This window comes from Nonomuraea sp. B10E15, assembly GCF_039871615.1.
Taxonomy (GTDB): Bacteria; Actinomycetota; Actinomycetes; order Streptosporangiales; family Streptosporangiaceae; genus Nonomuraea.
Map to the genome: position 1 here is coordinate 106,318 of NZ_JBDPMB010000015.1, position 24,509 is coordinate 130,826.

Annotated in this window: 23 protein-coding genes; 14 read left to right on the top strand and 9 right to left on the bottom strand. The window is 71.6% G+C overall.

Going from position 1 to position 24,509, the window contains the following annotated elements; genetic code table 11:
* Positions 1-15 precede the first annotated feature (15 nt).
* The 3 genes from ABGB14_RS33250 to ABGB14_RS33260 are packed head-to-tail and all read right to left on the bottom strand — an operon-like array spanning position 16 to position 3,151.
* Positions 16-1,071 (bottom strand): ABC transporter ATP-binding protein, encoded by a 1,056-nt coding sequence (locus tag ABGB14_RS33250; protein ID WP_347647800.1) that lies wholly within the window; start codon positions 1,069-1,071, stop codon positions 16-18.
* Entirely contained in the window at positions 1,068-2,375 is a 1,308-nt protein-coding gene (locus ABGB14_RS33255) for an aminotransferase class III-fold pyridoxal phosphate-dependent enzyme (protein ID WP_347647801.1), read from the bottom strand. Before ABGB14_RS33255 ends, ABGB14_RS33250 begins: the two co-directional genes overlap by 4 nt.
* Complete coding sequence (locus tag ABGB14_RS33260; protein WP_347647802.1) at positions 2,372-3,151, bottom strand: IclR family transcriptional regulator; 780 nt, start codon at positions 3,149-3,151, stop codon at positions 2,372-2,374. The genes ABGB14_RS33255 and ABGB14_RS33260 overlap by 4 nt, the downstream gene beginning before the upstream one ends.
* 476 nt (positions 3,152-3,627) lie before the next feature.
* Here ABGB14_RS33260 and ABGB14_RS33265 point away from each other — a divergent pair, with 476 nt between their 5' ends.
* Genes ABGB14_RS33265 through ABGB14_RS33280 form a run of 4 tightly spaced genes read left to right on the top strand, consistent with a single transcriptional unit; the run spans position 3,628 to position 7,504 of the window.
* Positions 3,628-6,174: a nitrate- and nitrite sensing domain-containing protein gene (locus ABGB14_RS33265; RefSeq protein ID WP_347647803.1), complete on the top strand. Its 2,547-nt coding sequence runs from the start codon at positions 3,628-3,630 to the stop codon at positions 6,172-6,174.
* On the top strand, positions 6,155-6,580 hold the full coding sequence (locus ABGB14_RS33270; protein ID WP_347647804.1) for a roadblock/LC7 domain-containing protein: 426 nt from the start codon (positions 6,155-6,157) through the stop codon (positions 6,578-6,580). The genes ABGB14_RS33265 and ABGB14_RS33270 overlap by 20 nt, the downstream gene beginning before the upstream one ends.
* On the top strand, positions 6,577-6,927 hold the full coding sequence (locus ABGB14_RS33275) for a DUF742 domain-containing protein (RefSeq protein WP_201760457.1): 351 nt from the start codon (positions 6,577-6,579) through the stop codon (positions 6,925-6,927). Before ABGB14_RS33270 ends, ABGB14_RS33275 begins: the two co-directional genes overlap by 4 nt.
* The gene (locus ABGB14_RS33280) at positions 6,908-7,504 is read left to right on the top strand and encodes an ATP/GTP-binding protein (protein ID WP_347647805.1); all 597 of its coding nucleotides are present in this window, start codon (positions 6,908-6,910) and stop codon (positions 7,502-7,504) included. Before ABGB14_RS33275 ends, ABGB14_RS33280 begins: the two co-directional genes overlap by 20 nt.
* 19 nt (positions 7,505-7,523) lie before the next feature.
* Here the strand turns inward: ABGB14_RS33280 and ABGB14_RS33285 are convergent, their stop codons facing one another.
* Complete coding sequence (locus ABGB14_RS33285; RefSeq protein WP_347647806.1) at positions 7,524-8,282, bottom strand: DeoR/GlpR family DNA-binding transcription regulator; 759 nt, start codon at positions 8,280-8,282, stop codon at positions 7,524-7,526.
* Between the two features lie 412 nt (positions 8,283-8,694).
* On the opposite strand from ABGB14_RS33285, the gene ABGB14_RS33290 reads away from it, so the two are divergent.
* The 8 genes from ABGB14_RS33290 to ABGB14_RS33325 all read left to right on the top strand — a co-directional run bounded on the left by ABGB14_RS33290 (position 8,695) and on the right by ABGB14_RS33325 (position 16,994).
* A complete protein-coding gene (locus tag ABGB14_RS33290; protein WP_347647807.1) occupies positions 8,695-10,242 on the top strand; it encodes a sugar ABC transporter ATP-binding protein in 1,548 nt (515 codons plus the stop codon).
* The gene (locus ABGB14_RS33295; RefSeq protein WP_347647808.1) at positions 10,239-11,258 is read left to right on the top strand and encodes an ABC transporter permease; all 1,020 of its coding nucleotides are present in this window, start codon (positions 10,239-10,241) and stop codon (positions 11,256-11,258) included. Before ABGB14_RS33290 ends, ABGB14_RS33295 begins: the two co-directional genes overlap by 4 nt.
* A gap of 49 nt (positions 11,259-11,307) precedes the next feature.
* Positions 11,308-12,354, top strand: coding sequence for a substrate-binding domain-containing protein (locus ABGB14_RS33300; protein ID WP_347647809.1), 1,047 nt, complete (start codon positions 11,308-11,310; stop codon positions 12,352-12,354).
* Positions 12,355-12,391: 37 nt separating this feature from the next.
* Positions 12,392-13,414, top strand: coding sequence for an NAD(P)-dependent alcohol dehydrogenase (locus tag ABGB14_RS33305; protein WP_347647810.1), 1,023 nt, complete (start codon positions 12,392-12,394; stop codon positions 13,412-13,414).
* A 43-nt stretch (positions 13,415-13,457) separates the two neighbouring features.
* Positions 13,458-15,227: a dihydroxyacetone kinase family protein gene (locus ABGB14_RS33310; protein ID WP_347647811.1), complete on the top strand. Its 1,770-nt coding sequence runs from the start codon at positions 13,458-13,460 to the stop codon at positions 15,225-15,227.
* 29 nt (positions 15,228-15,256) lie between these two features.
* Positions 15,257-15,841: a ribose-5-phosphate isomerase gene (locus tag ABGB14_RS33315; protein ID WP_347647812.1), complete on the top strand. Its 585-nt coding sequence runs from the start codon at positions 15,257-15,259 to the stop codon at positions 15,839-15,841.
* Positions 15,838-16,608 carry a GolD/DthD family dehydrogenase gene (locus tag ABGB14_RS33320; RefSeq protein ID WP_347647813.1) on the top strand — a complete coding sequence of 257 codons (771 nt, stop codon included), beginning with the start codon at positions 15,838-15,840 and terminating at the stop codon, positions 16,606-16,608. Before ABGB14_RS33315 ends, ABGB14_RS33320 begins: the two co-directional genes overlap by 4 nt.
* 116 nt (positions 16,609-16,724) lie before the next feature.
* Positions 16,725-16,994: a GlsB/YeaQ/YmgE family stress response membrane protein gene (locus ABGB14_RS33325; RefSeq protein ID WP_347647814.1), complete on the top strand. Its 270-nt coding sequence runs from the start codon at positions 16,725-16,727 to the stop codon at positions 16,992-16,994.
* Positions 16,995-17,050: 56 nt separating this feature from the next.
* On the opposite strand, the gene ABGB14_RS33330 is transcribed toward ABGB14_RS33325, so the two are convergent.
* The 4 genes from ABGB14_RS33330 to ABGB14_RS33345 form a co-directional block, all read right to left on the bottom strand.
* The gene (locus tag ABGB14_RS33330; protein ID WP_347647815.1) at positions 17,051-17,722 is read right to left on the bottom strand and encodes a DUF4386 family protein; all 672 of its coding nucleotides are present in this window, start codon (positions 17,720-17,722) and stop codon (positions 17,051-17,053) included.
* Positions 17,719-18,327 (bottom strand): NAD(P)H:quinone oxidoreductase, encoded by a 609-nt coding sequence (wrbA, locus tag ABGB14_RS33335; protein ID WP_347647816.1) that lies wholly within the window; start codon positions 18,325-18,327, stop codon positions 17,719-17,721. The genes ABGB14_RS33330 and wrbA overlap by 4 nt, the downstream gene beginning before the upstream one ends.
* Before the next feature lie 9 nt (positions 18,328-18,336).
* Entirely contained in the window at positions 18,337-19,689 is a 1,353-nt protein-coding gene (locus tag ABGB14_RS33340; RefSeq protein ID WP_347647817.1) for an MFS transporter, read from the bottom strand.
* Between the two features lie 127 nt (positions 19,690-19,816).
* Positions 19,817-20,425, bottom strand: a complete 609-nt coding sequence (locus ABGB14_RS33345) for a helix-turn-helix domain-containing protein (protein WP_347647818.1) — start codon at positions 20,423-20,425, stop codon at positions 19,817-19,819.
* A gap of 111 nt (positions 20,426-20,536) precedes the next feature.
* On the opposite strand from ABGB14_RS33345, the gene ABGB14_RS33350 reads away from it, so the two are divergent.
* Together ABGB14_RS33350 and ABGB14_RS33355 are read left to right on the top strand one after the other, a co-directional pair.
* On the top strand, positions 20,537-21,376 hold the full coding sequence (locus ABGB14_RS33350) for an alpha/beta hydrolase (RefSeq protein ID WP_347647819.1): 840 nt from the start codon (positions 20,537-20,539) through the stop codon (positions 21,374-21,376).
* A gap of 120 nt (positions 21,377-21,496) precedes the next feature.
* The gene (locus tag ABGB14_RS33355) at positions 21,497-22,768 is read left to right on the top strand and encodes a sensor domain-containing protein (protein ID WP_347647820.1); all 1,272 of its coding nucleotides are present in this window, start codon (positions 21,497-21,499) and stop codon (positions 22,766-22,768) included.
* A gap of 23 nt (positions 22,769-22,791) precedes the next feature.
* Here ABGB14_RS33355 and ABGB14_RS33360 read toward each other — a convergent pair whose 3' ends face one another.
* On the bottom strand, positions 22,792-24,468 hold the full coding sequence (locus ABGB14_RS33360; protein WP_347647821.1) for a glycosyltransferase: 1,677 nt from the start codon (positions 24,466-24,468) through the stop codon (positions 22,792-22,794).
* Positions 24,469-24,509: the final 41 nt, after the last annotated feature.

Below are 24,509 nucleotides of genomic sequence, written 5' to 3' on the forward strand. Positions count from 1 at the left end.
TTCGATCTAACTCCCTCAGTGGTCGAGGACGACACCGGCGTCCACGTCCCAGCCGATCTCGACCTCGTCGCCGACCGTCAGGGTGGATCCGGCTTCTTCGCGCCGTTCGGAGATCACCAGGACCCCGGAGGCCAGGCGTACGTGGTAACGCGTGCTCGCACCCTGGAAGATCACGTCCTCCAGGCGGCCGTGATAGCGGTTTGCGCAGGTCAAGCCCTTGCCTACGGCGACGTGCTCGGGCCGTACGGACACCGCGCGGCCGGGCCTGGCCACCTTGACGCCGATGCCCTCCGACTCCAGCAGGCCGCCCTCGTACACGCCCTCGAAAAGGTTCGTGTCGCCGAGGAAGGTGGCGGTGAACGTGGTGGCCGGCGACCGGTAGAGCTCGGCCGGCGGGCCGATCTGCTCGATGCGGCCCTCGTTCATCACCGCCATGCGGTCCGACATCGTCAGCGCCTCCACCTGGTCGTGGGTGACGTAGACGAACGTGGTGCCCGAGTCGTGCTGGATCCTTTTGAGCGCCTGCTGCATCTGCACCCGCAGCCGCAGGTCGAGCGCGCCCAGCGGCTCGTCGAGCAGCAGCACGGCCGGCTCGTTGGCCAGCGCGCGGGCGATGGCCACCCGCTGCTGCTGGCCGCCCGACAGCTGGGCCGGGTAGCGCTTGCCGTACCCGGCCAGGTCCACCAGGTCCAGCATCGAGCCGACGATCTCGGCCACCTGCCTGGCCGGCCTGCGCCGCAGTTTCGGCCCGAACGCGATGTTGTCGGCCACGGTCAGGTGCGGGAACAGGGCCAGGCGCTGGAAGACCATGTTCGTGGGGCGCCGGTGCGCGGGACGGCCCCGCATCGGCTCGCCCCGGATCAGCACCTCGCCCGAGGTGGGCTCCTCCAGCCCCGCCAGGATGCGCAACGTCGTGCTCTTGCCGCAGCCCGAGGGGCCCAGCATGGAGAAGAACTCCCCTTTGGCCACGGTGAAGTCGACCTGCTCGACGCCTCTGGCGCCGTTGTCGTAGACCTTGCGGATGCCGCGGAGCTCGGCATCGGGCCCGCTGCTGGTCGCGGCACCGGTCATGTCGTCCTCCTCCTCATCTCCGCGAACGCCTCCTCGGCCGCCTTCAGCAGGGCGGCGACGTCGGCCTCCGTGTGCGCGGTGGACAGCGCCGCGTGCAGCAGCGGCTTGGCCGGGAGCAGGATGCGGTGCTCGCGCGCGACGCCGTGCAGGATCGCGTAGCGGGCCGGGTCGCTGACCATGGCCGTGCGGTAGCCGGTGACCGGCTCCGACAGGAAGTACGGCTGGAAGTGGCCGCCCCCGCCCGCGACCACGGCCGGGATGCCGTACGTGCGCGACAACTCGGCGAAGCCGTCCCGCACCAGGCCGCCGAGCCGGTCGAGGCGGGCCTGGGCCGAGCCGTCGGCCAGCAGCGGCAGGGTCGCCGCGGCCGCGGCCACCGCCGAGCCGTGCCCGTTGTAGGTGCCGACCCAGCCGACCGGGCCGCCGCTCGACGGGTCGGTGGCGGCCAGCAGGTCCACGCGGCCCTCGACCGCCGCCAGCGGGTAACCGTTGGAGATGGCCTTGCCGTACGTGGTCAGGTCGGGGGTGATGCCGTAGACCTGGCGGGCGCCGCCCGGCGCCAGGCGGAAGCCCGTGAGCAGCTCGTCGAAGATGAGCACGATGCCCAGCTCGGCGGTGAGGTCGCGGAGCAGCCGCAGGTATTCGCCGGTCGCCGGGATGAAACCGATGTCGATGAGCACGGGCTCCACGACCACGGCGGCCAGGTCGGAGGCGTGCTCGCGCAGCAGCCGCTCGGTGGCGGCCGCGTCGTTCCACGGAAGCACCACGGTGCCCTGCGCCGAGCGCGACAGGCCGGCGGAGCTGGGGGGCGCGGCCGGCCGTTCGGCGGGCCCGACCTGGTCGGGGGTGGGCCAGGTCGACACCCAGAGCGGGTCGAACCAGCCGTGGTAGGCGCCTTCGGCCTTGGCCACCCGCTCCCTGCCGGTGTGGTGGCGGGCGATCGTGAGCGCGTGCATCAGCGCCTCGGTGCCGGTGTTGGCGAACCTGACCCGGCCGAAATCCGGGATCATCCCGGCGAGCAGCTCCACCGCGGTCACCGCGGCCTCGGTCTCCACGCCGGTGGTCAGCCCGCGGCTCACCGCGCCAGCGACGGCGGCGTCCACCTCGGGGCGGGCGTGGCCGAGCATCACCGAGGCGTTGCCCATGGTGCAGTCGAGGTAACGCTCGCCCTCGACGTCCCACAGGTACGCGCCCTCGGCACGGTGGAAATAGACGGGATGCGGCGCCTGGAAGCGGGTGTTGGAATGCACCCCGCCGGGGACGTACCGGCTCGCGCGCTCGTAGAGGGTCTGCGACGTGCTCAATTGTTTCTCCTGATCTCCAGGGACAGCCGTTTGACCTCGGCCAGCAGCGCGGGCACGCAGGCGTTGGCGTTCTCGCGCGTGAAGCGCGCCGCGGGCCCGGCGATCGAGATGCCGCCCACCGCGTGTCCCGACCGGTCGAGAATCGCGGCGGCGCGACAGCGCAGGCCGACCGCGTAGCTCTCCTCGTCGACGGCGAACCCCTCCCGGCGGGCGGTGGCGAGTTCGGCCTCCGTCTCGCGCAGCGCCTGCTCGGCCCGGTCGCCGACGGCGGTGCGGAGGACCTCCAGCCGCCGCTGCGCCGGCAACATCGCCAGGACGGCCTTGCCCATGGCCGAGGTGTGCGGGTTGAGCACGTCACCGACGCGCGCCACGGCCCGCAGCGAGTGCGCGGGCTCCTTCCGCGCCACCAGCACGATCTCGTCGCCCACCAGCAGCCCCGCGCTCGCGCTCTCGCCGGTCTGCTCGGCCAGGGCCTCCACGGAGGCCTTCAGCCGGTCGGCGGCGTGCATCTGGTCGAGCGTGCGCACCGACAGGTGCAGCAGCCTGGGCCCCGCGGCGTAGCCGGACCTGTCCAGCTGCACCAGGAATCCGCGCTCGACGAGCAGCGCGACCAGCCTCGACGCGGTCGATGGCGGTACGCCCGCCGCCGCGGCGATCTCGCCCAGTTGCAGGGGGGCGCGGTCGTGGGTGACCGCGACGTCCAGGACGTCGAGCAACCGGGCGAGGTAGCTGGTGCGGGCTTCGCTTCCACTCAGTGGAACTGTCTTTGCGTTCATTGGGAGGCCAACTTAGGAACGTCCCTTAGCGGACGTCAAGAGCAGACCAAAAACCGTTGCCTGACCGTTTTGCCCGGTTCCTACCGCATCGTCCCTTGAATCGGGGCAGAACGGAACCCCGCCGTCGTGCAGGCAGCGAGCACCCGGACATCGCCGGCGTGACTCGGCCGAACCGTGGCGGAGGGGGCGAACATGGTGACCGTGAAGCCTTACGGATAAGGCCTTCCGGTAAGGAAACGCGGACCCGGAATCACCGTCCGTGATCCTCACCCAGGGTTACCTTCACGAATCGTGTGCTGACAAAGAGTCAACACACCATTCGGGACGAATGTTCACATCTGTTGCTTGAAGTACATCTGCCCCATCGGCATAGTGGACGGACCACAGGCGTACCAGTCGTGACGGGATTCTCGGGGGCCGGTACCAGGTTGCGACTGCCAGCGGCGCATCATCACGCGCGGAATTGGACAAGATGCATGAGCTCGCCCCCACCTCTCCGCACCAAGCTGCTCAGGATCCTCCTGCTCCCGCTCGTGTCCATGGTCGCCCTCTGGGGGTTCATCGCCTACTCCAGCGTGGAGGAGATCGTCGAGGTCTCCCAGACCCAGGACCGCTGGGAAGCCATCGGCTCGCCCCTGTTACAACTGATCGTCGAGCTGCAGCGGGAACGCCAGCTCTCGGCTGAGGCGCCGAAGAGCACGGCGACGTACGCGCCCCTGGCCGAGCAGCGGCACGTCACCGACGAGAAGGTCGAACGCCTACGCGAGGTCATCGGCGCCGTCGACGTCGAGTCCGCGGGCGCCGAGACCCCGGCCCAGGTGCAGGCGCTCGTGCAGGCGCTCGACGGGCTCCAGTCGCTGCGGGCCTCCGCCGACGGCGGCGTGCTCGCCCCACCGCTGACGATCATCCAGGCGTACGACAACCTGATCAGCGTCGCCAACGGGCAGTTCGACGACCGCGACGCGCTGAGCAGCGTCTCCTCCTACCGCGCGGTGCGCGGCATGGCCGCCTACAACACCACCGCGGAATACCTGGGCCGCGAGCACGCGGTGCTCACCAGCACGATCGTGCAGCGCAAGATGACCGCCACCGACCGTGCCGCCTTCGTCGCCGCGATGACCAGCCGCCGGCTCGTCTTCGCCAACGCCGAACGCGACGCCGGCCCCGACCTGCGGGCCGACTACGACAAGCTGGTCGCGAGCGCTGCTTACAAGCGGCTGGTCGAGGTCGAGGACGAGCTGTTCAGCTGGGACACCAACGGGGCGCCGCCGGTCGAGCCGGCCCAGTGGAAGAGCGACGCCGACGCCGTGTTCAACACGATCAACCGCGACACGCAGGAGGAGCTGGCCCGCGCCGCCGCCGAGGCCGAGGGGCAGAAGACCGGCGCCTACTGGCGGATCGGGCTCGTCCTGCTGCTGGGCCTGGCGGCCATGGTCGCGTCGCTGGCCCTGTCGTACCGGTTCGGCCAGTCCCTGATCGACGAGCTCAAGCGGCTGCAGGCCTCGGCGGTCGAGCTGGCCGAGCAGCGGCTGCCCCGGCTGGTCGCGCGGCTGCGCCGCGGCGAGGACGTCGACCCGGCCACCGAGGCGCCCGGCCTCGCCCCCGCCGACACGGCCGAGGTCGACCGCGTGGTCAACGCGTTCTCCGCCGTACGCCGCACCGCGGTCGAGGCCGCGGTGGGCCAGGCGACCCTGCGCAAGGGCGTCAGCCAGGTCTTCCTCAACCTGGCCTGGCGCAACCAGGCGCTGCTGCACCGCCAGCTCTCGCTGCTCGACACCATGGAGCGCCGCGTCGAGGAGCCGGAGGTCCTGGAGGACCTGTTCAAGCTCGACCACCTCACCACCCGCATGCGCCGGCACGCCGAGAACCTGATCATCCTGGCCGACTCCGCCCCCGCCCGCCGCTGGCGCGACCCGGTGCCGCTGTTCGACGTCGTGCGCGCGGCCGTGCTGGAGGTCGAGGACTACACCCGCGTCTCCGTCGCCCCCATGCCGGACGCCCCGCTGCTCGTCGGCGCGGCCGTCACCGACGTGATCCACCTGGTCGCCGAGCTGGTCGAGAACGCCACCGTCTTCTCCCCACCCGACACGACCGTGCAGATCCGCAGCATGACCGCGGCCAACGGCTTCGCCCTGGAGGTGGAGGACCGAGGGCTGGGGCTGCCCGAGGCCGTGATCCAGGAGTACAACGCCCGGCTGGCCGAGCCGCCCGAGTTCGACCTGGCCGACAGCGACAGGCTCGGCCTCTTCGTGGTGGCCAGGCTCGCGGCCCGGCACGGGATCAAGGTCTCGCTGCGCCCCTCGCCGTACGACGGGACCACCGCGATCGTGCTGCTGCCCACCGTCCTGCTCGCCGAGGCCGGCAACCCCTCGGTCACCGCGGGAGACCGCGCGGGCAAGCCGACGCGGGCGCTCGGCACGGCGCCCGCCGGCCCTCCCTCCGGCATACTTTCCGGCGCCCTTTCTGGCACCGTGTCCGCGGCTCCCGAACGGCCGGACGGGGTGAACGGCGCGAGCGTCCCCGGCGAGCACGCCGATCCGGCCGGTCCCTCTCCCGAGCCCGCACGACCCACCTGGTTCGAGGCCGTGCCCGCGCCGAGACGCGGCGACCCGGCCCGGCCGGCGGACGAGCCGCTGACCGGCCCTGTCTCCGGCCCTGTCTCTAGGCGGATCTCCGGGCCGATCCCGGGACCTATCTCCGGGCCGGTCCCATGGCAGGCTCCCCCCTCCGCCACCCACCCGCCAGGACCGCCCGTCGACTGGAGCGTCACGGTGCCGGCTCAGGACGCGGACGAAGACCTCGACGGGCTGCCGATGCGGATACCGCAGGCAAGCATGGCTCCCCAGCTGCGTTCCACCGGAGGCCCTGCGCGGCGACCGGTATCGGCGCGCTCGCCTGAGGAACTCGCACAACTCATGTCGTCCATGCAGCAGGGCTGGCGGCAAGGACGCCGCCACGTCGAGCACGGAGCCGACATGTGGAACCGAAAGGACGACCATCCCGATGCCCGACCCCAGAAGTGAACTGAGCTGGCTCCTCGACGACCTCACCCAGCGCGTCCCCGGCATCCGGCACGCCATCGTGCTGTCCTCCGACGGACTGGCCATGGGAGGTTCCCGGGAGCTGACCCGGGAGGACGCCGAGCACCTGTCCGCCATCTCCGCCGGCAGCCACAGCCTCGCCATGGGCGCGGGACGGCACTTCGACCTGGGCGGCGTGCGGCAGACCATCATCGAGATGGAGGGTGGTTTCCTGTTCGTCACCGCCGCCGGTCAGGGCGCGCGGCTGGCCGTGCTCGCCGCGAGTGACGCCGAGCTGGGCATGGTCACGTACGAGATGGCGCTCATGGTCAAGAGGGTCGGCGAGCACCTCTCCGCGCAGCCGAGAGGAGCGGCACCGGCACCCGCCTGGAACGGCTCGCGGCCGTGACAGGCCAGGATCCCGGGCCGCTGATCCGGCTGTACGGCCTGACAGGGGGAAGAGCGCGCCCGCAGGGCGAGACGTTCGACCTGGTGGCCATCGTCACGACGGTCGGCGGCCCGCACACTCTCGCGGACCTGATCCCGGAGTATCGGGCCGTGTTGTCGGTGTGCCGCAGACCGACGCCGGTGGCGGACGTCGCGGCGCACCTCCGGCTGCCGCTCAACGTCACCCGGGTGATCCTGGGTGACCTCCGGCGCGAGGGTTTCGTCACCATCGAGCGCCCGCGCCCGGTCGCGCAGACGATCGACGAACACATCTACAGGGAAGTGCTGGATGGACTACGCAGCCTATGAGCCGGGGGCGACCGCGGTCACCTCGGCGCTGGCCATCAAGATCCTCGTCGCGGGCGGGTTCGGTGTCGGCAAGACGACCATGGTGGGCACGATCAGCGAGATCCGGCCGCTGCACACCGAGGAACTGCTGAGCGAGCGCGGCGTCGGGGTGGACGACGTCTCGGGGGTGGAGTCCAAGAGCACCACCACCGTGGCACTGGACTTCGGCCGCATCACCATTCGCGAGGGGCTCTGGCTGTACCTGTTCGGCACCCCCGGGCAGGACCGGTTCTGGTTCATGTGGGACGAGCTCGCGCTCGGCGCGCTCGGCGCGGTCGTGCTCGCCGACACCCGCCGCCTGGAGGACTCGTTCCCCGCGGTGGACTACTTCGAGCAGCGCGGCATCCCGTTCGTGGTCGGCGTGAACTGCTTCGACGGCGCCCGCCGCCACGACCCGGCCAAGGTACGGCGGGCGCTCGGACTGACCGCGCACGTCCCGATCGTGCTCTGCGACGTGCGCGACCGCACGTCGGTCAGGGACGTGCTCACCACGCTGGTCACGTACGCGGTGGAAGGCGCAGGACGCGGGATGCCGTAGCGGCGGCGCAGGGGCGGGGTCAGAGCAGCTCGACGTGGTCGCGGTAGGGGTCGAGCCGGTCGTCGGAGACATCGAGCTCGGTGACCATCAGGTCGATCCCGTCCCAGGGCAGGCAGCGGGCGGCGGCTCCCGTGCCGAGTTTCTGCGAGTCGACCGCCATGACGACGTGCTCGGACAGCTCGGCCATGAGCCGCTTGATCTCGCATTCCTCCGCGCTGAACTCGCTGGTGCCGAAGTGCGGGTCGATGGCGGCGGCGGACAGGAACGCCCGCGCGAACGAGAACTGCTTCAGCGTCAGTGAGGTCAGGGGACCGACGAGGCTGCCCGCGTTGGGGTCCTTCTGACCTCCGGTCAGATAGGCGTGTACGCGTGGGTTCCTGGTCAGGGTCAGGAAGGTCTCGATCCCGTCGGTGACGACGGAGAGGTTGTCGGCGGGAGGCATCGAGCCGGCGAGCACGGCCAGCGTCGACGAGGCGTCCATGCAGATGCCCACCCCGCCCGAGGGCACCAGGCTGGTCAGTTTCCGCGCGATCTCCTCCTTGGCCCTCCATGCCCGGCTCTTACGGGCCTCGAAGGGCTGCGCCGAGCTGACGGCGCCGCCGCGCACCCGGCGGACCAGGCCTTCGTCCTCCAGCGCCTGCAGATCCCGGCGGATGGTCATGGTGCTGACCTCGAAGCGGGCGGCCAGGTCTTCTATGCGCAGACTGCCGCTGGACGACAGCAGGTCGGCCAGAGCCTGACGCCTGCTCTCCAGGTCCACGCTGCTCCTGACGCCCATGCCGTCTTCGTTCTCCCTTGTTGTTCAGTCTTGTCAACTGTCACACCCGCAGCCTCATCCGGAGACGCCGTGGACCTGCTGGCGAGTGAACGATAGAGGATGCGGCCGGCTTGTTCAAGGCTGGGTAATGCCGCCTTCTGCTGGTCAGGAGGGCGCAGGGGCGAGGACGTGCAGGATGTATCGAATGGGTAACGCACTCTTGACACTGGGATGTCGTTTCGTGTGATGTTCACACAAGCAAACAAAAGGGATCTCGCTCGGAGCCCGTCGGGCGAGCGCCGGCCATCCTGACCTGGACCGGCTTCTCGCACCGGCACCTTCCGCACGTGTCCGGACCCGTTCCGGACCGCCACCGTCCCCGGGTGGACCCCGACCAAACACCGAGCCGCCAGGCCGGGTCTGGAGATCATTCGTGGAAGATGTCGCGTTGGAGTGCCGAGATCTGGCCAAGGCATTCGGCGGCGTGCCCGTGCTGAAAGGCGTCTCTCTGGCTCTCGACGCCGGTTCTGTCACCGCCCTCGCCGGAGAGAACGGCGCGGGCAAGTCGACGCTGATGAAGATCGCGTCTGGCCAGGTCAAGCCGGACGGAGGCCGGGTCCTGGTCGGCGGCGAGCCCCTGCCCCACGCCGACCCGCAGGCGGCACACCGGCACGGAGTGGCGATCATCCCCCAGGAGCTCGCGCCGATCATGGACATGACGGTGTACGAGAACCTGTTCATCGGCCGGGAGTTGCGCACGCGGGCAGGGCTGCTCGACCGGCGGGCGATGGCGCGCAGGGCCCGCGAGCTCCTGAACGTCTTCGGCGTGGAGATCGACCCGCAGGCGACGATGCGGCGGCTGCCGGTCGGCCTGCGGCAGCTCGTGGAGATCGTCAAGAGCACGAGCGGCGGCGCCCGGATCCTGCTGCTGGACGAGCCCAGCTCGGCCATCTCCGAACGCGAGGTCGAACGGCTCTACGCCGTCATCGGCAGGCTGCGGGAGCAGGGCGTCGCCATGCTCTACACCACTCACAAGATGGAGGAGATCCGCGCCCTGGCGGACAGGGTGGTCGTGCTGCGCGACGGAGGGCTGGTCCTCGACCGGCCGATCGGCGACATCACCGACGACGAGATCGTCCACGCGATGATCGGACGCGAACTGCAAGGGTTCTTCCCCGACCTGCACCCCCCGGGTGACGAGGTCGCCCTTCAGGTCAGCGGGCTGCACGTCAGCGGCTATCCGCGGCCGGTGGACCTCACCGTCCGCCGCGGCGAGATCCTCGGGCTGGCCGGGCTCGTGGGGGCCGGCCGTACCGAACTTCTCGAAGCGATCTTCGGCGTGCGCAGAAGCGCAGCGGGGACTGTCACCGTCGCCGGCAAGCCCGTCAAGCGCAACGCTCCCGCTGCCGCCATCACCAGCGGCATGGCCCTCGTCCCTGAGGACCGCAAGGGAGCCGGGGCCGTGCTGACCATGAACGTGCTGGACAACGGCTCCCTGCCCCGCCTGTCCCGCTTCACCGTCGCCGGCTGGTTGCGGCAGCGCAGTCGCGGCAAGCAGGTCGGCGCGGCGATGGAGTCGGTCAAGCTGCGCAGCCGCGGGCTGTCACAGCAGGTCGGCACGCTCTCCGGCGGCAACCAGCAGAAAGTGGTCCTGGCGCGCTGGCTGACCGGCAGCGTCAACGTCCTGCTGCTCGACGAGCCCACCCGCGGCGTCGACGTCGGCGCGCGCAGCGAGATCTACCGCATCATCACCGAGCTCGCAGCCTCCGGGATGGCCGTGGTCATGGCCTCCTCCGACATGCCCGAGATCCTCAGCCTCGCCCACCGGGCGCTCGTCATGCGCGGAGGAGCGGTCGCGGGCGAGCTCACCCGCGAGGAGCTGTCCTCACCCCACGTCCAGGACCTGATCTTCAGGTACGCCGCCGGACTGAACGCGAAGGGCGGCCTCGCGCCCCGACACACCGAGAAGGAGGGCCGATGATTACGCAGGAGTCAGCCCAGGAGCCTACGAAGCCCGGCGGAGCGGCCGCTCGGCTCCTGACCTGGCGCTTGTCCGGACCATGGGTCCGGGACCAGCTGATCCGCCACTCGATGGTGGTGGTGATGCTCCTGATCATCGCCTATTTCAGCTATCGGAGCGCCCGGTTCGGCACGCTGGACAACCTCCAGACGATCGCCATCGCGGCGGCGCCCTTCGCGCTCATCGCGCTGGGACAGACGCTGGTCATCCTCACCGGCGGGATCGACCTGTCGGTGGGCAGCATCATCGCGCTCAGCGCGATGACCGCGGCCTACACCGTGAAGGGCCATCCCGAACGGCTCTGGCTGGCCCTTCTGGTCGCCATGCTGGTCGGGCTCGCGGCAGGGGCGGTCAACGGCTTCCTCGTCTCGAAAGTGAACGTGCCGCCTTTCATCGCCACGCTCGGCATGCTGACCACGGCGTCCGGCCTGGCGTACGTCGTGGGCCAGGGCGCGCCGATCAACGGCCTGCCGCAGAACTTCGGCGAGATCGCCAACAACAAGATCTTCGGCCTGCAGATCCCCGTCGTGGTCATGATCGTCGGCATCGTCGCGCTCGCCCTCATCATGAAGCGGACCTCGTACGGGATGCGCGTCTACGCCGTGGGCGGCAACCCCGTCGCGGCGCAGATCGCCGGCGTCAAGACCACCCGGATCCTGTTCAGCGTCTACGCGCTCAGCGGTCTGCTCGCCGGGCTGTCGGGCGTGATGCTCGCATCCAGGGTCATCTCCGGCCCGCCCAACCTCGGCGAGGGCTACGAGCTCGACGCCATCGCCGCCGTCGTCATCGGCGGCGCGAGCCTGCTCGGCGGCCGGGGCAGCATCCTCGGCACGGCGCTCGGCCTGTTCCTGATCCAGACGCTGAACAACGGCCTCGACATCCTCGTCGTCCCCGCCTACTGGCAGAGCGTGATCAAGGGAGCGCTCATCGTCGCCGCCGTCACCGTGGACGTCTGGTCCGCCAAACGCAGGGGCTGACGCCCCACCTCCCCAACAGACCTGCACGAAACGCACCAATGGAGCATCCATGCGCATGAAAAGCTTGCGTGCCTTCGCCCTCGCCGCCGCGAGCGCGACCCTGCTGACCACCTCCGCCTGCGGCGCGGGCGACCCCAACGCCGGCGCGTCCGGCGAGGGAAAGCTCCGCGTCGGCATCAGCGTCTACGACATGTCGTCCTTCATCACCGCGGGGAAGGCCGGCATCGACGCCTACGCCAAGGCCAACGACATCGAGGTCCTCTGGAACTCGGCCAACCTGGACGTCAGCACCCAGGCCAGCCAGGTGGACCAGTACGTCAACGCCGGCGTGGACGCCATCATGGTCGTCCCCGTCCAGGCCGACTCGCTCGGCCCGCAGGTCGCCGCGGCCAAGGCGAAGAACATCCCGTTCCTCGCCGTCAACGCCGGGCTCGACAGCAAGGACCTGGCCGGCACCGTCCTGCCCGACGACGTCAAGGCCGGGGAGCAGGAGATGCAGATGATGGCGGACGAGCTCGACGGCAAGGGCAACATCGTCGTCCTCCAGGGCCCGCTGGGCCAGTCGGGGGAGATCGACCGTACCAAGGGCATCCAGAACGTCCTGGCCAAGTACCCCGACATCAAGATCCTCGCCAAGGACACGGCCAACTGGAAGCGCGACGAGGCCGTCAACAAGATGAAGAACTGGCTCTCCAGCTTCGGCGACAAGATCGACGGCGTCGTCGCGGAGAACGACGACATGGGGCTCGGCGCCCTGCAGGCCACCCGCGAGGCCGGCGTCAAGATCCCGATCGTCGGCGTCGACGGCATCGAGGACGGGCTCAACGCCGTCAAGAGCGGCGACTTCATCGGCACCAACCTGCAGCACGGCACCGTCGAGCTGGCCACCGGCCTGGCCGTGGCCGCCAAGATCGCCAAGGGTGAGGAGGTCGACAAGAACCCCGTCTACCTCATGCCGAAGGTCACCCAGGACAACGTCGACACCTACATGGAGCACGTGGTCACCAAGAAGGACCAGTTCCTCCAGCAGTTGCCCGCGCTGATCGAGGCGAACCTCAAGACCGGCGACATCGCCAACGAGGAGACGGCCAAGTAGGCCGTCCCATCCGGCCCGAGCAACGAGGAGGTCCTCCATGACGACGATGCGGGCAGCGGTCCTGCGTGGCATCCAGCAGCTGGCGATCGAGGAGCGTCCCGTCCCCGAGCCCGGACCCGGCGAGGTGCTGGTACGGGTCGATGCGGTGGGCGTGTGCGGCTCGGACGTCCACTACTACCAGCACGGCCGTATCGGCGACTTCGTGGTGGAGCGACCCATGGTCCTCGGCCACGAGTCCGGGGGCCTCGTCACCGCCGTGGGGCCCGGTGTGGAGACCTCCCGGATCGGGCAGCGTGTGTCCGTCGAGCCGGGCGTGCCCGACCTGACCTGCCGGGAGTGCCTCGCCGGCCGCTACAACCTCTGCCCCGGCATGCGGTTCTTCGCGACGCCGCCGATCGACGGCTCGCTCGCCGGGTTCGTCACCGTACACGCGGCCTTCGCCCATCCGGTGCCCGACTCGATCTCGGACGACGCGGCCGCGCTGCTGGAGCCGCTGTCGGTCGGGGTCTGGGCCTGCCGCAAGGGCCGCGTGGGAGCGGGAAGCCGCGTACTGATCACCGGCGCCGGACCGATCGGGCTGGTGGCGACGCAGTGCGCCCGCGCCTTCGGCGCCACCGAGATCGTGGTCGCCGACCTCAACCCGCACCGGCTCGAACTCGCCCAGAACCTGGGCGCGACCGCCACGGTCAACGTCGAGGACACGCCCCTCGGCGAGGCCGGCCTCGAGCCCACCGTGCTGCTGGAATGCTCCGGCCACCCGGGCGCCACGACCGACGCACTGCGCATCCTCGGCAGGGCGGGCCGCGCGGTGCTGGTCGGGATGGGCGACGACGGGCTGCCGCTGCCGCTCACCTTCGTCCAGAGCCGCGAGATCGAGATCACGGGCACGTTCCGCTACGCCAACACCTGGCCCACGGCCATCGCGCTCGCCGCCTCTGGACGGGTCGACGTCGACAGCCTCGTCACCGGCCACTTCCCCCTCGCTGAGTCGGAAGCGGCGCTGCTCGCCGCCGAACGCGACCCGCTCGCCGTCAAGTCCGTGATCAACCCCCAGCGATGACACGCCGGCGCGCTCGCCCGTCGCGACTGAAGGGACAATCCCGATGACCCGTCTGTACGACGACCCCAGCACCTTCACCGACGACATGCTCGCCGGTTTCCTGGACGTGCACCGCGACACCGTGACCGGCGTGCCGGGCGGTGTCGTACGCGCCGCCGAGACGCCGCCGGGCAAGGTCGCGGTCGTCGTCGGCGGCGGCTCCGGGCACTACCCCGCCTTCTGCGGCGTGGTCGGGCACGGGTTCGCCGACGGCGCCGTCGTCGGCAACATCTTCACCTCGCCGTCGGCGCGGGACGCGTACTCGGTGGGCAGAGCCGCCGCCGGCACCGCCGGCCTGCTCTTCTCCACCGGCAACTACGCCGGCGACGTCATGAACTTCACCCTCGCCCAGCAGCGGCTGAGCCAAGAGGGCATCGACACCCGCGTGGTGTTCGTCACCGACGACATCGCCAGCGCGCCGGAGTCGGAGCTCGGCGCACGCCGGGGGATCGCCGGGGACTTCGTCGTGTTCAAGGTCGCGGGAGCCGCCGCCGAGGAGGGCTACGATCTGGACGCGGTCGAACGGGTCGCCCGCCACGCCAACGACAGGACCCGCACGCTCGGGGTGGCCTTCGCCGGGTGCACTCTGCCCGGCGGGACCGCGCCCCTGTTCACCGTCCCTCCCGCACGTATGGGCGTGGGTCTCGGCATCCACGGCGAGCCCGGCGTGGGAGAGGACGTGCTGCCGCCCGCCGCGGAGCTGGCCAGGCGGCTGGTGTCCGGCGTGCTCGCGGAGAAGCCCGCCGATTCCGGCAATCGGGTGACCGCGATATTGAACGGCCTCGGCACCACGAAATACGAGGAGCTCTTCGTCGTCTGGCGTACCGTGGCCCGGCTGCTCTCCGAACAGGGGCTCGAGGTCGTCGCGCCGGAGGTGGGCGAGCTCGTCACCAGCCTGGACATGGCCGGCTGTTCCCTGACCCTGGTATTCCTCGACGACGAGCTGGAACGGCTGTGGTGCGCGCCCGCCGACACCCCGGCCTTCCGCAGGGGCCTGGTGGAGGCGCGTACGACGACCCGCCGCACGGCGGCGCCCGGTGATGCCGGGTCGGGTGACCGCCGCCACGGGCGCCCGGACGACCCGGCGGAGCCGTCCGTGCCCGCGCCTCCGCCCGGCTCGCCCGCCTCCCGCGCCAGTGCCCAGGTCGCCGTCTCCGCACTGGAGGCGATGGCCGCCGCCATGGCAGCGGCCGAGGCCGAGCTGGGGCGCATCGACGCCGTGGCCGGCGATGGAGATCACGGGCGCGGGATGGTCAAGGGCTCGTCCGCCGCGCTCGCCGCCGGCCGGGAGGCCGCAGGAGCGGGCGCTGGGGTGCAGTCGGTCCTGCTCGCGGCGGGCGAGGCGTGGGCCGCGAAAGCCGGCGGCACGTCGGGCGTGCTCTGGGGCGCCGTGCTGTGCGCTGTCGGGCGGGAACTGGGCGACGACCGGGAGAAGATCACCGGCCGCGATGTCGCGGACGCCGTCGCGGCAGGGCTGAAGGCGCTGCTCGACCTCGGGAAGGCGCAGCCCGGTGACAAGACGATGGTCGATGCGTTCGTCCCGTTCTGCGAGGCGCTGGCCGACCGCGTCGGATCCGGGTCGGAGCTGCCCGCCGCTTGGCGGGAATCCGCGCGGGTGTGCAAGTCCGCGGCCGAGGCGACCGCCGGCCTGCGTCCCCGGGTGGGCCGGGCGCGTCCCCTCGCCGAACGCAGCGTGGGGACCCCGGACGCGGGCGCGACGTCGCTCGCCCTGTGCGCCCTCGCCGTCGCGGACGTGCTGGAGCGCGCCCGCTGAGCCGTACGAAGAGGAAGGGATGGGGGGCCATGCCTCACCAATGGCGGATCATCGTCGGTTCCGACGATGCCGGCCTGGAGTACAAGAACGTCCTGAAGGCCGACCTGGAGGGCGACGCCAGAGTGGCCGAGGTCGTCGACATCGGGGTCGGGGCCGACGACACGACACCGTATCCGCACATCGCCGTCATGGCGGCCCGCATGGTCGCCGCCGGCGAGGCCGACCGCGCGCTGCTGGTGTGCGGCACCGGGCTGGGCGTCGCGATCAGCGCCAACAAGGTGCCCGGCATCCGCGCGGTGACGGCGCACGACAGCTTCTCGGTCGAACGGTCCGTGCTGAGCAACAACGCCCAGATCCTCTGCTTCGGGCAGCGGGTCGTCGGCCTGGAACTGGCCCGCCGCCTGGCGAGCGAGTGGCTCGGCTACCGCTTCGACGCCAGCTCCAGCTCGGCGGCCAAGGTCAGGACCCTCCTCGACTACGAGTCGGGACACGACCTGGCCGACCAGGCCGAGACGTTGCGCTTGGGCGAGGAACTGGTGCACTCGTCCCTCGTCACCGGCGACGAACAGGACAAGCAGGCCGTACAGACCAACAGCGAGGAGCAGTGCTCATGACGGCAGCGGAGAAGGACCTCGATCTCACGTTCGGGCTGCAGGGCAAGGTGGCGCTGGTGACCGGCGGCGCGTCGGGCATCGGCGCCGCCATCGCCGCCACGTACGCGGCCAAGGGAGCCAGGGTCGCCGTGGTCGACATCGACCACGAGGCCGCTGGGTCGAAGGCGAAGGAGCTCGGAGCGGGCCACGCCGGGTTCGCGTGCGACGTAGCCGATCCCGACGCGGTCAGGTCGGCGACCGGCGCCGTCGTGGACGCCTTCGGCCGCATCGACATCCTGGTGAACAGCGCCGGTGTCGCGATCCTGGCCCCGGCCGAGGAGCTCGACGTCAACGCGTTCGACCGGACGATCGACATCAACCTCAAGGGCACGTTCCTGATGTGCCGGGACGTCGGCAGGCACATGCTGGCCGCCGGCAGCGGCAAGATCATCAACATGGCGTCACAGGCCGCCACCGTGGCGCTGGACCAGCACGCCGCGTACTGCGCCTCCAAGTTCGGCGTGGTCGGCCTGTCGAAGGTGCTCGCCTCCGAGTGGGCGGGGCGCGGGGTGACGGTCAACACCATCTCCCCCACCGTGGTGCTCACCGACCTGGGCCGCAAAGCGTGGGAGGGGCCCAAAGGCGACGCGTTGAAGGCGCAGATCCCCGCAGGCCGCTTCGCCCGTCCCGAGGAGATCGCCGCCACGGCGCTGTTCCTCGCCTCGGACGGCGCCGACATGATCAACGGCGCGGACATCCTCGTGGACGGCGGTTACACGATCCGCTGACCGGTGCGGGGATCCGGAGCGGAAGGGCCCTGTGTCCGGCCGGCGGCTGGAGGAACCACCGTCACCGCGCGATCGTTGAAGAGACAGGCGGACCCACCGAGTTTCGGGAGTTCAGCGTGGAGATCACCGGCATCATTTCCGGGCTCATCATCGGCATCGTGATCGGCGCACTGGGGCGCCTGGTCATTCCGGGGCGACAGCGCATCCCCATATGGCTGACCATCGTGATCGGCGTGGTCGCCGCGCTGATCGGCACGGCCATCGCGGCGGCTCTGGGGGTCGCCGACACCGGCGGCGTCGACTGGATCGAGCTGGGCATCCAGGTCGCCCTGGCCGCGCTCGGCGTCTCGCTGTCGGTCGGCATGTACGGCAGGCGCCGCAAGTGACGCACAAGGGCGACGGACGGGCGCCTGCGGCCGCCCGTCCCCGTCACGCGTGGGCCTCAGAGTGCCGGCGTCCTGATCAGGGCGATCCCACCCCACACGCGGAAGACGACGGCGAGCAGCAGCGAGGGCATGGCCACGGCCCCCGCCACTCCGGACAGAACGGTGTCCGGCGCGAAGACGGTCAGCACGGTGGCGCAGCCCGTGACCAGGCCGAGCCAACCCAGTGACGCCGGCAGCGCCCGCCCGGCGATCGCGGCCCAGCCCGCCGTGACCATCGAAAGCCCGAGGAACAGGCTGCCCGCTCCGCTCGGCGCGTCATGGCCGACGACGGCATAGGCCGTCCAGGCGGTCTGCGCCGCCTCAGGCTCCCGCGTGGCGGCGGCGAGGAAGGCGGGCACGCCGTACCAATGGTTCAGGGGCACGAGCACGTGGGTGATGATGCCGATCATGCCGAACCAGAGTGTCGCCGACGCGAGTGTGGGCGTGCCGTCCTTGAGCCGGGCGGCCAGTCCCGCCACGAACACCACGAGGAACACCAGGTTGACGAACCCCGAGAGCATCGCCAGGCGCAGCACTCCGCCTTCCGCGCGCAGGAACTCCAGGGCAGCGGCCGGATCTGCGAACGTCGCGGGGCTCCAGCCGCTGGCCGTCCACAGAGCGGCCTCCACCGCCAGACCGGCGCCGGCCAGAACGCCGGACCACCCGGCGATCCGGCGGTCAGGGGTCAACTGCGGCCCGCCTTGAGCTTCGCCGCCGTTTCGACCGCGCGCCGCGCCTGGTAGCGGCCGCTCTCCAGGGCGGGCTCGCCGGGCTCGCCGTCACCGCCGACGTGGGTCGTGCCGTACGGCGTGCCGACCTGGAACTGGATGGAGTGGGTGTATCCGGGCGGGACGATGATGCCGCCCCAGTGGTAGAAGATCGTGTACAGCGAGAGCAGGGTGCTTTCGTGGCCGCCGTGCCGGGTGCCGGCCGAGCCGAAGGCGCCGTAGACCTTGTCGGCCAGCAGCCCCTTCTGCCAGGCAGGGCCGGTCGTGTCGATGAACTGCTTGAGCTGGCTGGCCATCGCCCCGTACCTGGTGGGCGTGCCGAGCAGCACCACGTCGGCCCAGAGCAGGTCGTCCACGCCGGCCTCGGCGACGTCGCGGGTGCTCTCGACGTGCTGGGCCCACTGCGGGTTGCTCGCGATGGCCTGGGGCGGGGCCAGCTCGGTCACCTTGCGCAGGCGTACGTCGGAGCCGGCCTTCTCCGCTCCCTCGGCGAGAGCGGTGGCGAGCTTGTGCACGTTGCCGGTGGAGCTGTAGTAGATCACGGCGGTCTTGACGGGTTCGGACATGGTCTTCCTTCACTGTGTGGTGCGGATCAGCGGCCGGCGGGCCGGCCAGGTCAGTGCCAGCACGCTGGCGCAGGCCAGCGCCGTGGCGAGCGCGAGGGCCAGGCGCATTCCCTGCGGGTCGTAGCCGGAGAAGGCCCAGACGCCGGTGGCCAGTGCCGGGCCGAGAGCCACGCCCAGCTGGCGGGCCAGGCTCGTCGTGGCGGCGGTGGTGCCGAGCAGGTGCCGGGGCGTGCCGGCCATGGCCATGGCCTGGTCGGGGCCGGCGAACAGGCCGGCGCCCGCGCCCGCGACGGCCAGCCGCCAGGCCAGGTCGGCCGGTCCCCAGTCGGAGCCGAGCGGGATGAGCAGCGCGAGCCCGGCGGTCACGACCACCGTCCCGAGCCGGGCCACCCGCACGGGTTTCCAGCGGTCGGCGAGCGCGCCGCCGACCGGCCCGGTGAGCAACATCGCCACGGGGAAGGCCAGCATCGTCAGCCCGATCTGGGCCGGCGGGACCGCCGCGACCCGTTGCAGGTGGAACGGGATCAGGAACTGCACGGCCATCACGGCCGCCATCTCGGCGAGCAGCGCCAGGTGCGGGGCGGCCACCCCGGGTGAGCGCAGCAGGTCCACGACCGGGCGGCTGCCCGGCAAGCGGAGCCACACCAGCACGAACGGCACCGCGACCGCCGCGAGCGCGACCCAGCCGGCGCCCGATCCGCCGGCGAGCGAGAGGGCGAGCAGCAGCGCCACGGCGGCGGCGCCGAGCAGCCCTGCCTCGACGGCCCAGAGCCGGTCGGGCAGGCGTGGCCGGCCGCCCGGGGGCAGCTGCGTCATCCCGATCGCGATCACGAGAACGCTCGCGGGCACGTTGAGGTAGAAGATCCAGGGCCAGCCCAGGGTCTCGATCAGCAGGCCGCCGAGCACCGGGCCGCTCATCCCGCCCAGCGCGCCCAGGAGCAGCACCAGGGACATCGCCCTGCCTCGGGCCTGCTCGCGTACCGCGATCGTGGCCAGGAGGGAGATCAGCGCGAGCAGCACGGCGCCGAACGCGCCCTGCACGGCCCGTGCGGCGATCAGCCACGCGATGCCCGGAGCGAGCCCGACCAGGGCACTCGCGGCGCCGAAGCCGGAGACGGACAGCACCAGGGCGGTACGCGGCCCGACGCCGTCCAGCCAGCGCCCGCTCGGCACGGTCAGGGCGATGAGGGGCAGCGTGTACGCCAGCACCACCCACTGGGCGAGGCTGGGCCCGATGTCCATCCGCTCCTGGATGGTGGGGATGGCGACGGTGACGACCGTGGCGTCGAGCTGGGTCATGAACACGGCGATCCCGCTCGCGGCCACGAGCCACCACCGGTCCCGCGAGGTCTCCCCGTCCATTCGCCCGATCCCCCGAACTTCTCATGCTGTGCAGTTCAGAAACTACACAGCATGGGAAGTTGTGTGCAAGAGAAACCAGAGAAGACGTCCTAGAACGAGGGATTCCCGGCCGCAGGCCAGGTGCGGCTCAGCGGACGAACGCCGACTCGTAGACCGCGAGCAGATGCTCCAGGACCCGCTCCTCCGGCCAGCCGCGATCGACCATGATGCGGTTGAACAGGTCGGTCGAGATCAGGCTCCAGAGCATGTCGGCGGCCGTGTCGGCGGTCCAGGGAGACGCGAGCCGGCCCTCGTCGGCGAGCCGGGCCGCGATGCGGCGGCAGTTGTCCATCTGGGCGGTCGCGACCGTCCTCCTGTGCCGGGCGGCGTCGGGGTCCTGGGGATCGACACGGTCCAGCGCGTGGTTCATGGCGGCCAGCCGCGGGTGATAGCGGACCAGGTGGCGCACCCACGCCCGCAGCGCCTCGGTCGCGTCGGCGGCCTCCCAGACCTCGGCCAGCGACCCGGCCAGCCCTTCCTGGCCGGCCACATAGCCGAACAGCGCGGTGACCAGGTCGGTGCGCGAGCGGAAGTGCAGGTAGACCGCGCGCCGGGAGACGCCGGCGCGCTCGGCGACCTCAGCCATGGTCAGGGCGTCGAAACCATCGCTCTCCAGGATCTCCCTGGTGGCCGCGAGCAGGGCGTCGCGGGTGCGCCGGCTGCGCGCGTTGTGCGGGTCGTCGATCGCCGGTGGCATGGCCCCCCTTCCTAGTAACTGCGCATCATGTGCACTTTACTCCTGAAGTGCGGCTCCGGACGGCGGAAAAGCCGTTGCCCCGGCCGGAACGGCGCTGACAGGATCTGGATCATGCCTTCCCTGACCTCGCATGACGGCGCCGTGCTCGCCTACCACGTGTACGGTGACGGGTCGCCGCTGATCTGCCTGCCGGGCGGCCCGATGTTGCCCTCGGCCTGCCTCGGCGAGCTCGGCGGCCTGTCCGGGCGCAAGCGCCTGGTCATGCTGGATCCCCGGGGCGCCGGCGGGTCCGAGACGCCCGCGGACACCTCCGCCTACCGCTGCGACCGCCTCGTCGACGACGTCGAGGCCCTCCGTCTGCACCTCGGGCTCGACCGGATCGACCTGCTCGGCCACTCCGCGGGCGCGAACCTCGCGGTGCGGTACGCGGCCCGGCATCCCGAGCACACCGGCAGGCTCGTGCTGATCACGCCGAGCACGCGGGCGGTCGGCATCGAGATCGCCGGCGAGTGGCGGCACGACACCGCGCGACTGCGGGCGGGCGAGCCCTGGTTCGCGCGGGCGTACGCCGGCCTGGAGGCGGCCACGGCGGGCACGGCCACGGCCGACGACTGGGAGGCCATCACGCCGTTCACCTACGGCCGGTGGGACGCGGCGGCCCAGGCTCACCACGCGGCCGACGAGGAGCGGCGCAACGACGAGGCGGCGGCCGCGTTCGGCGCCGAGGGGGCCTTCGACCCCGCCGCCACCCGCGCGGCGCTCGCCGCATTCGAGGGCCCGGTCCTGCTGCTCGCCGGGGAGGTGGACGTCGCCGCCCCGCTCCCCGCCATGACCGAGTACGCCGGCCTGTTCAAGAACGCCACGCTCACCGTCCAGCCCGGCGCCGGCCACTTCCCGTGGCTCGACGACGCCGGCCACTTCGTGAGCGCCGTGGCAGCGTTCCTCGACTGACAACGCCCGGCATGCCCTGACTTAGCCCCCAACAAGGCGATAAGCACAGGTGTAGCCTGCTGTGGTCCCTGGCAGTGATCTCCCGCGGCCTGGGCCTGTCGTCTGGTTGAGGAGATGCGGATGCCGACCCGCGATGCCGGGAACCGCAGGAGGCCTGCCGCTCGACGGGGCGTGTTCGCCCGTGGCCGGGCCACCCTGGACGCGCTCGAACGCCTCATCGGCGGGCTCGGCACGGGGGTCCTGGCGCTGTTGACGCTCATGATGCTGGTCGCCGCCGCGCTCACGTCCGTGATCGGCGTGGGGTTGCTGCTGGTGCCCGCCGCGCTGCACGGGCTGCGCGCGGTCGCGAATCGGGAGCGCTCCCGGCTCGCCGACTGGGGCCAGGAGCTCATCACCCCCGAGCCGTTACCCGACGGCCTGCGCGCCGCGCTGGCCGACCGTACCGTGCGCAGGGAACTCGCCTGGGTGGTCACCCACGCCTCGCTCGGGCTGTTCCTCGGCTCGGTCGGCCTCACCCTGCCCATCAAAGCCCTGCAGGACGCCACGTTCTGGGCGTGGTGGTGGCTGCTGCCGCCGGGCGAGGCCTCCGACGGCGGCCTGGGGCTCTGGACCGTGGACGACGTGCCCAGCGCCCTGTCCATCGTCCTGGTGGCTCCGGTGTGGATCGCGCTCACCATGATCTTCTCGCCGGCCATGGCGTGGCTGCAGGCCTGGCCGGGACGCCGGCTCCTCGCCCCCGATCCCGACGCCGACCTCGGCGTGCGCGTGGCGCAGCTGACCGCGACCCGTGCCGCCGCGCTGGACGCGCACGCCACAGAGCTGCGGCGGATCGAACGGTCGCTGCACGACGGCACGCAGAACCGGCTCGTCGCCGTCAACGTGCTGGTCGGCGCGGCCCGCCGCGCCGTGGCGCGCAACCCGGCCGCCGCCGAGGACATCCTCGACCAGGCCCAGGGCGCCGCCGAGCAGGCGCTCACCGAGCTGCGCGGGGTCGTGCGGAGCATCCTGCCGCCGCTGCTGGCCGAACGGTCGCTGGCCGACGCGCTCGACGGCCTGGCCACGACCTTCCCGCTGCCGTGCACGATCGATGCCGACATTCCCGTCAGGTGCGCCATGTCCGTCGAGGCCACAGCCTACTTCGTGGTGGCCGAGGCACTCACCAACGTCGCCAAGCACAGCGGGGCCCGGCGGGCGCACATCCGGGTGCGCCGCCACGATGACCTGCTGCACGTCGAGGTCGTCGACGACGGGAAGGGCGGGGCCGACGAGAACGGCGGGTCGGGGATCAGCGGCATCCGGCGCCGTACGGAGGCGCACGACGGGACGTTCGCGTTCGACAGCCCTCAGGGCGGACCGACCACCCTCAGAGTCAGCCTCCCCTGCGGGTCCTGAGCCGGAGCCGGGGCCCCGCCTGGTCAGCCGCGCAGCCGCTTGCCCAGGGCCCGTTTCACGGTGCCGGCCAGGGTGGTGCGCATGTCGCGCTGGGCCTTCTGGGCCGCGTGGAGCTCGCGGCGCAGCGTGCCGACCTCGCGGCGCAACTCCACGGTGCTCCTGCGCCAGCGCGCGGCCTCGTCCCGCCACTTGGTGACCTGCGCGCGCAGCCGCTCCGACTCCCTGGCCAGCCGAGCCGCCTCTGCCTTGGCCTGGATCCTGGCCTTGTACGCGCTGCGCCGCCCGGGCAGCTCGCCGGGCTCGCGGGTGAAGCCGTGCTTGTCGCCCTCGACCCGCCGTACGCCCGACACGGCCCGCACGGCGGCGTCGAGCGGCTCTCCCTCCCGGGCGACGAGCCGGGCGCGGGCGAACGCGGAAACGCGCTCCAGCCTGGCCGGCACCGCGTCGCCGGCCGGATCGTCGAGCACCGCCTCGATCAGGCCGAGCCCCTCGACGCGGGCCAGGTCGAGCAGCACGGCCACGCTGTCCTCGCCGGGCGCCCAGCCCGCCGGCAGGCGCAGCACGAACGGGACGCGCGGGTCGACCTCTTCCGCGGTCGCCAGGCGCACCCGGCTCTCGTGCTCGTAGTGGCCGTGGACCAGCACCAGGTCGAGGTTGGGGTCGTTGAGCGGGGCGCGGCGGTCACGGTCGAGCGTGTCCCACGGGCCGACCACGACGACGGACAGGTCCACGACGGTCGACGCGAGCAGCGCGTCCACGCTGGCGCGGACGGCTTCGTACCCGGCCGTGCCGTCGACGACGGCGGTCACGTAGGGCACCTGCCACTCCCGCGCGGGGTGCGTGCGCAGCCACTGGTAGGCCGGGATGCGGTCGGCGACGAACGCGTGGCTGACCCGGTCGATGCTCTTCTGCTGCCGCATCCGCATGGTCGGCCCGAGGTGGTAGGCGCGGGCCCGCGGCTCGGGGACGAACACCGCTCCCGCCTGGTGGAGGCGGAAGCCCATCTCGGTGTCCTGGCCGACGATCAGGTCGTCGTCCATGGGCCCGGCCGCCTGGACGAGGCCGGCGTTGACCGAGGTGGCACCGCCGACGTGGAGGCTGAACGGGCGCGGCGAGTTGGTGGTCAGCCCGTCGGTGCGCTCCACCAGGCCGACGAGCCAGGCGTGCGGCGCGGCCGGCTCGAACGCCGCCTCCAGGTCGTCGGGCAGCACCTCGGGCAGCGGGGCCTCGGTGAACCTGATGTAGCTGGTCACCGAGAGGTAGGGAGCGGTGTGGTGCCAGCGCATGTGAGCCTCGATCGCGCCCGGCGTCAGCACCACGTCGGAGTCGAGCCAGAAGATCACGTCGCCGGTGGCCTCGGCGAGCCCCGCGTTACGGGCGCAGGCCCGGCCCGGCTTGTCGCAGACGGTCAGGCGGGCCGCCGTGCCCCCGGGAAGGCGCAGCGGGGGCGAGGTGCCGTTGTCGACGACGATGATCTCCGTCAGCGCGGCCGGGTACGTCTGCCGCGACAGGCCCTGTAACACCAGGTCGAGCTTGTCCTGGGCGCCGTAGGCCGGGATGATCACGCTGACCCGCAGCTCGGGGGTGAACTGCTCCTGCGGCTGCAGAACGCGGTAGTCGTTGCCGCGCACGCGCCGCACACCACCGTCCGGCACCAGATCTTCCGGGGGGTGCGGGAGGCCGGGACGATTGTCGGACATGCGCGTGGTGCTCCTCTGACAGTCGGCTCGGGGTGGCGGAC